This window comes from Arcicella sp., assembly GCF_964672035.1.
The window spans coordinates 37894-50623 of the sequence record NZ_CBABQS010000026.1 but is presented as its reverse complement, the minus strand read 5'-3'; the positions used below and the strand labels follow the sequence as shown (position 1 = coordinate 50623).

Below are 12730 nucleotides of genomic sequence, written 5' to 3'. Positions count from 1 at the left end.
CGATAAACCGTTCGGAGTTTTTGGGTTCTTTGAAACGTATTTCGATCTATTCAAACAAGACTACGCACCAAATTCGTTTGAAATTAGCGCAAAACGACTTAGTAATCTCGGCTGAAGATTTAGATTATTCAAACGAAGCCAACGAAAGACTAATGTGCGATTATGAAGGAGAAGAAATGGAAATTGGTTTCAACGCAAAATTCATGGTGGAAATGTTAGGAAATATTTCATCTAATATGATTGCTTTGGAAATGTCGCAACCCAACCGTGCGGGCTTAATTATTCCATCGGATAAGAAAGAAAACGAAGATATTTTATTATTGGTAATGCCTGTAATGTTAAATACTTATGCGTAAATTTTGATTTTCGATGTTCGGAATCATAATTATTCATTTTAAAATCATGGAACAGATAACACTTAATATTCCAGATACACAAGTTCAGTTTTTTATCAAATTGATGAAAAAATTAGACTTTGTAAAAATAAAGGAACGTAAGAAAATTTCGTTGGAAGATGAATTAACTCCTGCTCAGAAAAAAACTTGGGCTACAGTAAAAAAAGGATTTGAGGATTTAAAAATGATTGAACAGGGGAAAATGAAAACTACTCCTGCAAGAGATTTTTTACAAGAACTACAAAATGAAGGCTATTTATGAGTTCGTTTAATGTAGTATTAACAGACGATTTCAAAAGAGATGCCAAGAAATTAATTAAGAAGTATCGTTCAATTGCTTCTGAAATTAGCGATTTAGTTGAAAGCCTTGCAATAGACCCCATACAAGGAGAACCACTTGGAAAAGATTGTTATAAAATCAGAATGGCAATTGCTTCTAAAAACAAAGGGAAATCGGGCGGTTCAAGAATAATTACTTGCGTAAAAATTATAGATGAGATGGTTATTTTACTTTCTATTTACGATAAATCTGAGAAAGAAAATATTGAAGATAGTAAACTGAAAAGTCTTTTAGAAATTAATGATTTGATATAAAAAAGGGTTGCAAAATTTTATTTCGCAACCCTTTTTTCTGTGGAATCTTTAAGACGTAAATCTCAACGAATCTTTAATAAATTTCTGAGTTTGAGGTAATCAATCACAAACCTACTTAGGTTGTAGCACTACAACCAGATAGTATGTATTCGTGAGAATAATGTAAAAATTCCATATCTAAAAGAAATAAAATACGACACGGAGCTTTTGAAAATCAAAAGGTATAAAAACAAAAAAACACCTCTTTCAAGGTGCTTTTTTACTATCTTAAAACCAATTATTCCTAATAAAACTTAGCTCTGTTATCAACAACTTTCGCATTTTCTTTGATAGCTTCGTTGATATAGTATGACGTTCTTTGTGCCGCCATCATTTTTGCGGAGTTCTTATACATCGTCAAATCTGCCATGGCTGGGGCTGGTGTTGAAGAAGTTGTTTCCATTACAAAAATACCCGCATCTCCTTTGAATGGCTTAGATTTTTGTCCAACTTTCAAACCAAATGCTTTTCCTAATGCCGTTGGATCAGCGCCTGCGCTTGTCAATACGCCTTGTGCAAGCGTCAAATCATTTACTGTTTCTACCAAAGCACCTGCACCATATTTCTGGGCCATTTGCTCTAAAGTTCCAGACACACCCTCTAATTTCTTAATGATTTGTTCAGCTTTCAACTCGCCTCTTACACGTGCCGTCAACTCGTCACGGAAATCATCAATTTTTACATTATCCTTGCTTGTTGAACCTGTTTCTAAAGCAACGATATACTGATTTTCATTTTGGAAAACCGTTGAAACTGTACCTACTTTTGCATCGTCATTGAATGCCCAACGCACAATATCACGAGCATTTTGCAAGTTATTGAAACCAGCAGCGCCTTCTGGAATTTTATCTCCACGCAACATCAATAAATTTCTGTCTTTTTTCAAAGCCGCTTCAAATTTATCTTTCGTATCGTTAGCCGTTGCAAAAGCATCCGCTTTACGCAAAACCTCATCCATCGTAGCTTGGCTTGGCGCAATTGTTCTGTTGATAGCCGCTAATTTATAACGTGTATTTGTTTTAGCTTCTGTTACTTTCACGATGTGATAACCAAAATCAGTTTCAACAATTCCTGGCAATAAACCCGTACCTGAAAAACCAAAAATTGCGTTTTCAAAAGGTTTTACCATGCCACCATTATTTTTGAAATATCCTAAATCTCCACCTTGTTGAGCCGTTCCGTCGGTTCCGAATTGTTGAGCCATTGCTTCAAAAGATGCACCACCTTTGATTTGTGCCAAGATTCCATTTGCACGAGTACGAGCCGCCGCTTTTACTGAATCTGGGGCAGTTTTAGGAGCATTAATTAAAATATGGCTTGCACGAACTGTAAACAATGAATCTTTCTGAACACCACCATATTTATAGATTGAATAAGACATTCCGTTTTTGAAAGGTCCATAAATTCCACCAGGTGTCATTGAAGATAAAGAACCTTTTACCGCTTCTGGAATTTCAGCTAAAGTTGCGTAATAAGGTGTTTTTACATCCGAATTCATCATGGCAAAAGCTGAATCGTTCTTCGTAATTGCTAATTCTTTTGCCAAACGCTTGATGTCGTTATAAAAAGATGCCGTATCTTGTTTTGACGGAATCACAGGAAAGGTAACATACTGGATTGAACGAGTATTTTGCCCTTTGAAAGTATCCTTGTGTTTGCCTAAATAATCTTCCAACTGTGAATCAGTAACTTTAATTGATGAATCAGCCACAGAATAGAAAGGAACATATAGATAATGAGCGTTCACCTTTGCAGTTTGAGCAACATATTCTTTTTGAGCCTCCGTATTGGTTGTATAAGTGGACATTCTCAACAAGTTTTCGTATTTTCCTCTCAAACGATCTTGTGACAATGATTTTTCAAAACTTGCCCAAGCTTGTTGTTGAGCTGGAGCCATTGTTTTGAAGTTTTTCAAAAACTGAATCACGTAAGTCTTGTCAAATTGACCCGTTTGTGGATTCGTGAATTGCTGACGAACTGATGGATGAATATTATCACCTTGTACCATGTCAACTAATTCTTTTGGAGAAACCGACAAACCCAAAGCCTCATATTCTTTGCCATAAGCCAAATCCATAATGTATTGATTCCAAACTTGATCACGCATTTGGGTTGTTTCTTGGTCTCCAGGGCTTCGTCCAGCCTGTTGAGAATAATTTTGAGTTAATTCATCAACTTTCTTCTGAAAGTCTTGGTATTGAATACTTTCACCACCGATTTCACCAATTACATTTCGTGAACCTCCGAAAAAACGTGAATTACCCGTAAAAAGGTCTCCACCAACCAGGAAGAGAATTAAACTGATAGCAATTGCAGCCGCAGCGACTCCCGACTTCTCTCTAATTTTGGTAATTAATGCCATTTTTTAATTATTATTTATTTGTTATCTGAATGTCTGTCGTGTGGTTTTTTGACAGCGTTGTTTACATAATTATTGAATGAAAAATCTTCTCGAAGCGCTTAATAATAACGCAAAAGAAACGCAAAATAATCACATTTTGAGTTAATATCAAAATAAAGAAACGCTTATGCCAATACCTATTTTACAAAACCCTTGCTAAAAAAATTATTTATCGGATGTTGCGTTGGCTTTTCGATGTAAATTTAACGTGTTATAAAGTTATAAGTATTTGAAAGTCATAGGCTTTGTTAAAAAATAAGCAAAAGTAGGTAATTTTATACTCTATTAACTTGCAAAAATCAGGTTACAGTATTTTTTTAAGAAATTTTATTCCATTTGTGTTACCTATTACTCTTTTTTTAGTCTTTTACAAGGTAAGCATTTTCTCCATGAATTGATAAATTACTCGCTCTGCGGTGAATTTATTTTATTAATAACACCATTAATACTGATGTTAAAAATTGACTACATATTATTAGCAAGACATTTTCGAGAGGAAACTTTGGAAGAAGAAAATTTTACGATTTTAGCTTGGCAGAACAAAAGTATTATCAATAAGCTGACTTATAATAGATTAAAGAAAATCTGTCAATCAGACCGAATACCAGTTGACGAACAAAAAATCACGAAAGAAGAAATGAAAGCTTGGAAAAAAATAATTACTAAAATTTTGGAAGAAGAAGTGGTTAAGTAAAAATAGTTAAAAAGAGTAAAATAACTAACCTATTTTTTGACGACTTTTTCAGTAATTTTAAATTCTACTGAAAAACCCGTACATAGTCCACCTCCATGCGCACAGGGAAAATCCTTTCATCAATGCCCTTAGTACCACCCCAATTTCCACCAACTGCCACATTTAGCAATACATACATCGGATTATTAAATGGCCATTCTTTTTCAGTTTTATGTTCGTTCAGCACGGTTAAATAAGGCATTCCGTCTAAATAAAAAACCATTTTGTTTGTATCCCATTCACAGGCATAAATATGAAATTCGGTGTAGGGATTTTTAATAAAAATTCGTTTGGTTTTTTGCGTACCTTTTGTGTGATTATACGAAGTTGAATGAATACTTCCAACAATCGTATCTGGGTCATAACCTACGTGTTCCAAAATATCAACTTCGCCACATTGAGGCCAACCAACGGTGTTGATATTGCTTCCCAACATCCAACCTGCGGGCCAAGTGCCTCGTCCTTTGGGTAATTTTGCGCTGAATTCTACTCGCCCAAAACTCCAATTTTTTTTGCCTTTTGTCACTATGCGGGCGGAGGTGTATTCTTTGTTTTCATGCTTTTCTTTGCGAGCAATAATGGATAAAAAACCATTTCCAACAACCGCATTATTGGTATCGGCTTTGGTATAAAATTGGGCTTCATTGTTGCCCCAACCATCGCCGCCAACGTCATAAGCCCATTTTGTGCTATCGGGTAGTCCTTTGTAATTAAATTCATCAGCCCAAACCAATTTCAGTTTAGAAGATTTTGCTTTTTTGTCTATCGGATGACCACGATGAGGTATGGCTCTTGACTGTGCTTTTGTCTGGCAAATGCAACAAAATAAGGCTAATAATAAAATAGCGTTTTTTTTCATACTTGGGAGTTGATTAATTTACACAAACGTAATGACAATTTTGTGAACTACATAAAATATTTATTAAATTTTAGATATGATTTTAATTAATCAATATTTTCTAAAAATATTGATTATGTACAAAAAGGGGTAAGTTTTGTACTATTTTGAATAATAATCAATCGTTTTAAAAGCTACTTTTGTGCATCATAAATACTGCTCAATTTGAAACGACTTTTTTGAGTTTCAATACTATATTATTATAATCTTCTTATCAGAGCATTAGAATTATTTTTCACTATTAACCAATAATCTATCGTTGATTTTGAGGGAAGTATTCGCTGAATTCTACTTTCTAATGGCATTTTTATGGTTTTTTTTATTTCTAAACTTTTTAACATACTTTCATTATGGAACGCAAATTTTATTTGTCAAGGTATCTTCTTATACCTCTATTACTCCTTTCCTTCATGACCATCGGTCAGAATAGTACACCCATCTCAGTTTCAGGAATTGTTAAAGATGAAAAGGGCGAATTAATTGTGGGGGCTAATATTTCCATTAAAGGTACGGTAAGAGGTATGGCAACTGATGCCAGTGGGAAGTTTAAGATTGATGTGCCAAATAGCTCATCAGTACTTATATTTTCTTACGTTGGTTTTGCTACGAGAGAAATTACGGTGGGCAATCAAACCAGCTTCAACATGGTCTTATTGTCCAATGAAAGTGTTTTGGATGAAGTTGTTGTAATTGGTTATGGTACGCAGAAAAAATCGGATTTAACGGGTTCCGTAGGTTCCGTCAAACAAGACCAACTCCTCGAACGTCCAGCCGCTTCTCTCAACCAAGCACTTTCTGGAAGAATGGCTGGTGTGCAAGTAAATACCAATTCTGGACGACCTGGGGGTAGAACAACCATCCGTGTCCGAGGTTTTAGCTCAATCAACTCTTCCAATAATCCCCTTTATGTAGTGGATGGCGTGATGCTTCCACAAGGTAATCAATCACAATTTAGTAGTGCCATTGACTATATTAATCCCAACGATATTGTTTCGGTTGAGGTGTTAAAAGATGCTTCTTCAACCGCAATTTATGGAGCAAGAGGTGCAAACGGAGTCGTGTTGATAACGACTAAAAAGGGTAAAGCGGGTGAAGGTCAAATTACCTATAATGCTGATTTTAGTGTGAATACCATCGGACCTAATCGTCCCGAAGTTTTGAATGCAAAACAATACATGGCAGTGGAGGATTTGGCGTGGAAAAATATGGAAAAATATGATCCGACAGGCTGGAATGCGGGTAAATGGGCCTATTTGAACCCGAAATTACGAAGGACCGACCCGAGAGTTTTTGACGCAAATGGTAATCCATTATTTGATACAGATTGGTTTAAAGAATCAACTCAAAATAAACTTTCGCAAAATCATCAATTGGGTTTCAATGGCGGAACTGAAAAAACGCAATACTCATTTTCATTAGGATTCAGAGATGACCAAGGGCTTTTGAAAACTACTTATTTGAAAAGATATTCGGCAAGATTCACGATTGATGACCAAATTAAAAGATGGCTAAAAGTGGGAGGAACGCTTGCGTATAATAGTCAAAGTGAAAATTTATCGGATGTGAATGATGCAGTACCCCGCCAAATTGTGGAAGATTTTCCTTTTCTTCCCGTTCAATACGCTGATGGTACGTATGCCAATAATCGTGATTTCCCTTATGCTGAAGGTTCTTTCAGTTCGGTGCATAGATTGATGGGGCGTCAATTTATTCTAAATACGCAAACAACAACGGGTTCAGTTTACTCAAATATAACCCTTGCCAAAGGTTTAGAAATGAGAACAGTTTTAGGGGCAAATATAATTACCCAAGAAAATAATCAGTCGCAGACCAGAACGCTTGCAATTGGACAGCAAGGAACTGCTTCGGTTTCAAATCAAAGACAGACGTTTTGGTCGTTGGAAAATTTCTTGACTTATACCAAAAATTTTAACGAAAAAAACTCCTTAACTGCTTTATTGGGGCTATCATGGCAACAAACAGATTTCTTTAATATCGGAGCGAGCGTTCAAGGATTTGCCACCGATTATTTTGGTTTTAACAATCTGGGAGCCGGTTCAACGCTTCCTGCTGTTGGTTCGGGAGCATCTAAATTTGCCTTTAACTCGTATTTCGGTAGAATAAATTATAGCCTCAATAATAGATATTTATTCACCGTGACAGGAAGAGCCGATGGTTCATCAAGGTTTGGTGAAAATGATAAATTTGCATTTTTCCCATCAGGCGCTTTTGCTTGGAAAGTTTCTGAAGAGGAATTTTTAAAGAGCAATAATACAATCAGTAATTTGAAATTAAGAACAAGTTTTGGCTTGACAGGTAACTCTGAAATTCCATCTTATTCATCATTATCATTGCTTAGTTCAAATTACGCAACGATTTATAACGATACTCGGGTATCGGGTACGGGTATTTCAAGGCTGGCAAATCCAGATTTGAAATGGGAAAAAACGGCTCAAACGGATATCGGTTTAGAAGTTGGGTTGTTCAATGGCAGGGTCAATATCGAAGCGGATTATTATTATCGTCTTACCTCTGATATGTTGCTTGATGCCCCAGTGCCACAAACAAGTGGATACGGAACAATAAGAAAAAATGTGGGGTCAATGGAAAATAAAGGATTTGAATTTGCTGTAAATTCAGTAAATATCAATACGTCAAAAGTTCGCTGGAACACTAATTTCAATATTTCATTTAACCGAAATAAAGTACTTTCTTTGGCAACACCTTCTGATATATTCAATGTAGGAGGTCCTAATTTTACGAATCCAACCAATATTATTCGTATTGGTGAACCCGTTGGTGCATTCTGGGGGCTTACCCGTTTGGGTGTGTGGAGTGAAGCTGAAAGAGAAACTGCGGCTAAATTTACCAGTTATAGAAATGGTTTGACTGTACTTCCAGGGGATATTAAATATCTGGATGTAAACGGTGATAATGCCATCACCGATGCCGACCGTTCAATCATTGGGAATGGTAGCCCAAAGTTTTGGGGAGCCTTAACCAATACGTTTAAATACGGCAATTTTGATTTTACGCTCGAATTACAATATTCTTACGGAAACGATGTAATGATGATGAATCTCCACGCAAGCGAAGACCGTCAGGCTTTAGCTAACAGTTATACTTCGGTCTTGAACGCTTGGACACCGCAAAATCAGAACAGCATGATTGCCGAAATTAGAGACACAAGAGCGGGATATGTAACAAATGTAGATTCTTGGTGGATTAAGGATGGTTCGTTCATCCGTGGAAAGAATATTTTATTGGGATATACCTTACCAACACTTTTAACGAATAAACTAAAAATGAACCGTGTGAGGGTTTATGCAACGGCTCAAAATACTTTTTTAATCGTTAAAGATAAAATAATTGGTGACCCAGAAGTGACTCCCACCAATCAAGGCGATGGAAATAGTGCTTTCTCGCAAGGGATGATTTGGCATAATTATCCAAAACCATCAACGTTTATGTTGGGTTTTCAGCTGACGCTTTGATTTCATAATGTCTTTGAACAAATCAATAAAATATTACAACAAATAATTATGAACATGAAAGCTAAAAATAGAATAATAAATATATCAAAATCCATCAAAATTGCTGCATTAAGCGCATTTTTAATTGGACAAACGGGTTGCTCAGATTTCTTAAAAGAAAAAGCTCCGTCAAACTTAACCCCCGAAAGTTTTTATACCATTCCTGACCATGCTGAGGCAGCGATTGCTTCAGTCTACGCCGATATAAGATTTATGGGTGGAGGGGCAGGAATTTTCTCTTCCAACTGGCAACTTTTAGAAGCTTTGACGGGAACTTCAACGACTGAAACTGCCCAAAATTCTGATTTGAATAATATTTATGGGTTGGTTCACGATGGCAATACGGCCCATGTAGTGAATTATTGGAATGGGCTTTATAAAGTGATTGCACAAGCAAATCAAGTAATTTTGAAAGTGCCACCAATCACACCAATGCCAGATGCTCAGAAGAAAAAAATTCTTGGAGAAGCTAAATTTTTACGTGCTTCTGCCTATTTTACTGCGGTCAGACTTTGGGGAGATATTCCATTAATTATCAATCCTCAAACGGCAAGTTCAGCCGATTTTTTACCTAAAAGAAGTCCTAAAGAAGATATTTATAAATTAATTATTGAAGATTTAACGGAGGCAGAAAATGCTGGTTTAGTTTGGATGGATGCCAGTGGAAGAGTTGGTTTAGCGGCAGTGAAGGCACAATTAGCAGCGGTTTATTTAACGATGGCAGGTTTTCCATTAAGTAAAGGAGCATCGCACTATAAATTAGCTGCCGATAAAGCCTTTGAAATCATTACTTATGCAAATGCTAATCCAGCTACTATCAACCTTTTTTCCACTTATTCAGATGTGCATAAAGAAAACCAAAAAAATAAATTGGAACACCTCTTTATGATTCAATATAATACGTTAGTAGCAGGAAATCCAATGGGTAATATGTATCCCAATTTCAAACCTGTTACCTACAACGGCCCAGGCGGAACGGGTAGCACGGTGCCAACGCCAAGTTTTTATAAGTCCTATGAAACGGGAGATCTTCGGACAAAAGACCAAGAGGGCTATTTTTATAGTACTTATTTTACGAATGGAAACGGAGCAAAGTTTGATTTGGGAGCGCCTTATATTTTCAAGCATTTCAACCAAACTGCCAACGGAACCTTTGGCGTAGCAGGAACTCGAAATGATAACTTAAATGTGCCTCAGATTCGATACGCCGAAGTTTTATTGACGTATGCCGAAGCCCAAAATGAAGTCGGAAGTCCCACTCAACAGGCTTACGACGCCTTCAAACGCATCCGAGATAGAGCAAAACTGGTCACGCCCGACTTGGGAACATACAGTCAGGCTTCGTTCAGAGAAGCAGTTTTGAAGGAAAGATGGCATGAACTGTGTTTCGAGCAAATTACTTGGTTTGATATGATTCGCCTCCGTAAAGCATTCAATGAAAACACCAAAAAGTTTGAAAACTTTATCGGTCACGTGAATGAAAGCTCAAAGCAATCTTTGTTAGAAAAACATCTGTTGTTGCCTTTGGGAAAACAAGAGATGTTAAATAACCCAAATTTAACACCTCAAAATCCAGGGTATGTGAACTGATAAACACCATTAATTTAAAGCAAAAACCTCTCTGAGTAAGGGAGGTTTTTTGCTTTCTACTGATTTGGAGATTGAGACTTCAAAGTTTAGAAAAGAACCTAAGATTTGGAATTTTCATCATGTTATTTAACTTCAATAAATATTCAAAAACTGCGAAGTTATCGTGTAAATAAAGATTTTACCACAATTATAAACAAAGTGAAAATCATCTTAGTATTTTCAATTTTATCGCTCACAATTCCTTCAAAGAAAGGTTTTGTCAGACAATTTCCGAAAAAAAGGGAAAAGAAACCATCGTTTATCAACTATTATTAAATTTTTCGGATAAAAATTCGGTAGTAAATATGGGAATAAATACCTCAAAGGCTACTATTGTCATTGACAATTATTCAACAAATTATTTGAAAAATAAAGTAAAAAGTCGATTCATTTTACCTCCTTGCGAAGCAGTGACTTATAAATTGTAAAAGAAACAGAAAAGTGTAACGGTCTTTCGTATTAATTTTTTTATTACATGATATATTTTGGTTTTTTGAAAATTGTAAATATATTTTTGTGTAGGATTTATAAGATGGTATCTATTAATGTTAACGAAACTTATTATATTTACGTAAATCATCAATGAACTCTATCAAATCTATCTATGGCAAAATTTTTACCCCTTAGTACATTTGAGTCAGATGCTGGTGACCTTACCGTTTTTGAAAAAATATTACCGGGGGAAATCAAACGAGTATTTTATATTCGAGGAAAAGAAGGACAAGAACGAGGCGGACATCGACATTTGAAAACTTGGCAAGCATTGGTTTGTATATCTGGAAGTTGCCGAGTTTTTGTTGATAATAATCTAAAGCAAGAATCTTTTTATTTAGACTCTCCCGAAAAATGTGTATTATTGGCGCCCGAAGATTGGCACGTCATGGATGAATTTACAGAATCTTCAATTCTTTTGGTGATGGCAAATACGGAGTATGAAAAAGAGGATTATATTTTCGAACCATACAGTCAAGCAGTGAACATAGAAATTTGAAAAATGCAAATACCCTTTTTAAGTCTCAAAGCAACGAATCAAATTTATGAAACTCAAATTGCAGAAATAGTTACTAAAATTTTGTCCTCTGGGTGGTATATTTTAGGAGAAAAGTTAAAACAATTTGAAACTGAATTTGCTCAATATTGTGGCGTAAAACATTGCATTGGCGTTGCCAACGGTTTAGATGCGCTCACAATTCTTTTAAAAGCCGCTGAATTCCCTCCAAATTCAGAAATTATAGTACCCGCTAATTCCTACATCGCAACCATTCTATCCGTTTCAAACGCCAATTTTGTTCCCGTTCTTATTGAACCCGATTTTCATGATTATCTAATTGATTGTCAGGCAATTGAAGAAGCTATTACACCCAAAACAAAAGCTATTTTAGTGACTCATCTCTACGGAAAATGCTGTGAGATGGATAAGATTAATGCCTTGGCTCAAAAGTATCATCTGAAAGTTTTTGAAGATGCCGCCCAAGCCCACGGAGCTACGTATCAAGGCGTAAAAGCGGGTAATTTATCAGACGGAGCAGGCTTTAGCTTCTATCCATCCAAAAACTTAGGTGCTATGGGTGATGGTGGAGCAATTACGACCAACGATGATGCATTGGCAGCAAGAATAAGAGCATTACGAAATTATGGGTCGAATGAAAAGTATATATTTGATTATCAAGGATATAATTCTCGTTTAGATGAGATACAAGCGGCAATTTTGAGTTTGAAATTATCCAATCTTGATGCTGAAAATGCGTATCGTAGAAAGATTGCGAAACGGTATTTGACGGAAATACATAACCCGAAAATTATCCTTCCAAGCCACATTTCAGTAGATTCCGATGTTTGGCATCTTTTTGTTGTTCGGGTATTAGAAAGAGAAAAGTTTAGAACTTTTTTGTCCGAAAAAGGCATTGGAACTGATATTCATTATCCCATTGCACCTCACAAACAATTGGCCTATAAGTGCTGGGAAGATAGGTCTTTGCCAATTACCGAAAAAATCCATGAACAAGTGGTTAGTTTACCCTTAAATACAGCTTTAACCGACCCAGAAATATCTTATATTATTCATTTTTTAAATCAATTCTAAATATCACACCAAACTGATAAAATGCTTCTTTCCGTAATCATACCAGTTTATCATGGGGCCGTTACCATTCAAAAACTTGTCGAAAATGTACAAGAACAATTATGGATATATTCCTTTGAAATCATCCTAATAAACGATGGAAGTAAGGATAATTCGGAGAAAGTTTGCCTCGAACTTACTGAAAAATTTAATAATATTTCATTTCTCTAGCTTCGCAAAAATTTTGGTGAATTTCAAGCCGTTATATGTGGTTTAAATTATGCAAAAGGGCAATATGCTGTTATTATTGACGATGATTTTCAAAACCCGCCTTCCGAAATTGTTAAATTATTAGAAACAGCGGAGAAAGGCAATTTTGACGTAGTTTATGGACAATATGATGAGAAAAAACATCATCAATTTCGGAATTTTGGGAGTTGGTTTGT

9 protein-coding genes and 2 pseudogenes are annotated in these 12730 nt (G+C 35.8%); 9 read left to right on the top strand and 2 right to left on the bottom strand.

The features are described 5' to 3' along the window. From AC1W31_RS09650 to AC1W31_RS09640, 3 genes and pseudogenes are all read left to right on the top strand, one after another. Positions 1-356, top strand: a pseudogene (locus AC1W31_RS09650) (DNA polymerase III subunit beta); the annotation flags it as partial. Between the two features lie 46 nt (positions 357-402). Beyond that, a complete protein-coding gene (locus tag AC1W31_RS09645) occupies positions 403-657 on the top strand; it encodes a hypothetical protein (RefSeq protein ID WP_481734224.1) in 255 nt (84 codons plus the stop codon). Next, positions 654-989, top strand: a complete 336-nt coding sequence (locus AC1W31_RS09640) for a type II toxin-antitoxin system RelE/ParE family toxin (protein WP_481734223.1) — start codon at positions 654-656, stop codon at positions 987-989. The genes AC1W31_RS09645 and AC1W31_RS09640 overlap by 4 nt, the downstream gene beginning before the upstream one ends. 283 nt (positions 990-1272) lie before the next feature. On the opposite strand, the gene AC1W31_RS09635 is transcribed toward AC1W31_RS09640, so the two are convergent. Next, positions 1273-3390: a peptidylprolyl isomerase gene (locus tag AC1W31_RS09635; protein WP_481734222.1), complete on the bottom strand. Its 2118-nt coding sequence runs from the start codon at positions 3388-3390 to the stop codon at positions 1273-1275. A gap of 490 nt (positions 3391-3880) precedes the next feature. Between AC1W31_RS09635 and AC1W31_RS09630 the strand changes: the two genes are divergently transcribed. Then, positions 3881-4123: a hypothetical protein gene (locus AC1W31_RS09630; RefSeq protein WP_481734221.1), complete on the top strand. Its 243-nt coding sequence runs from the start codon at positions 3881-3883 to the stop codon at positions 4121-4123. Between the two features lie 64 nt (positions 4124-4187). Here the strand turns inward: AC1W31_RS09630 and AC1W31_RS09625 are convergent, their stop codons facing one another. After that, positions 4188-5021 carry a glycoside hydrolase family 16 protein gene (locus AC1W31_RS09625; RefSeq protein WP_481734220.1) on the bottom strand — a complete coding sequence of 278 codons (834 nt, stop codon included), beginning with the start codon at positions 5019-5021 and terminating at the stop codon, positions 4188-4190. 389 nt (positions 5022-5410) lie between these two features. Here AC1W31_RS09625 and AC1W31_RS09620 point away from each other — a divergent pair, with 389 nt between their 5' ends. The 5 genes and pseudogenes from AC1W31_RS09620 to AC1W31_RS09600 form a co-directional block, all read left to right on the top strand. Beyond that, positions 5411-8554, top strand: a complete 3144-nt coding sequence (locus tag AC1W31_RS09620) for a SusC/RagA family TonB-linked outer membrane protein (protein WP_481734219.1) — start codon at positions 5411-5413, stop codon at positions 8552-8554. Positions 8555-8608: 54 nt separating this feature from the next. Then, positions 8609-10183, top strand: a complete 1575-nt coding sequence (locus AC1W31_RS09615) for a RagB/SusD family nutrient uptake outer membrane protein (protein ID WP_481734218.1) — start codon at positions 8609-8611, stop codon at positions 10181-10183. Between the two features lie 643 nt (positions 10184-10826). Further along, on the top strand, positions 10827-11213 hold the full coding sequence (locus AC1W31_RS09610) for a sugar 3,4-ketoisomerase (RefSeq protein WP_481734217.1): 387 nt from the start codon (positions 10827-10829) through the stop codon (positions 11211-11213). A gap of 3 nt (positions 11214-11216) precedes the next feature. Further along, positions 11217-12305 carry a DegT/DnrJ/EryC1/StrS family aminotransferase gene (locus AC1W31_RS09605; protein WP_481734216.1) on the top strand — a complete coding sequence of 363 codons (1089 nt, stop codon included), beginning with the start codon at positions 11217-11219 and terminating at the stop codon, positions 12303-12305. 21 nt (positions 12306-12326) lie between these two features. After that, a pseudogene (locus AC1W31_RS09600) lies at positions 12327-12698 on the top strand (glycosyltransferase); the annotation flags it as partial. Positions 12699-12730 lie beyond the last annotated feature (32 nt).

Coding starts and splice junctions, on each gene's coding strand:
- AC1W31_RS09605 (WP_481734216.1), top strand. CDS start 11,217: ATGCAAATACCCTTTTTAAGTCTCAAAGCAACGAATCAAATTTATGAA.
- AC1W31_RS09635 (WP_481734222.1), bottom strand. CDS start 3,390: ATGGCATTAATTACCAAAATTAGAGAGAAGTCGGGAGTCGCTGCGGCT.
- AC1W31_RS09610 (WP_481734217.1), top strand. CDS start 10,827: ATGGCAAAATTTTTACCCCTTAGTACATTTGAGTCAGATGCTGGTGAC.
- AC1W31_RS09645 (WP_481734224.1), top strand. CDS start 403: ATGGAACAGATAACACTTAATATTCCAGATACACAAGTTCAGTTTTTT.
- AC1W31_RS09625 (WP_481734220.1), bottom strand. CDS start 5,021: ATGAAAAAAAACGCTATTTTATTATTAGCCTTATTTTGTTGCATTTGC.
- AC1W31_RS09620 (WP_481734219.1), top strand. CDS start 5,411: ATGGAACGCAAATTTTATTTGTCAAGGTATCTTCTTATACCTCTATTA.
- AC1W31_RS09615 (WP_481734218.1), top strand. CDS start 8,609: ATGAAAGCTAAAAATAGAATAATAAATATATCAAAATCCATCAAAATT.
- AC1W31_RS09630 (WP_481734221.1), top strand. CDS start 3,881: ATGTTAAAAATTGACTACATATTATTAGCAAGACATTTTCGAGAGGAA.
- AC1W31_RS09640 (WP_481734223.1), top strand. CDS start 654: ATGAGTTCGTTTAATGTAGTATTAACAGACGATTTCAAAAGAGATGCC.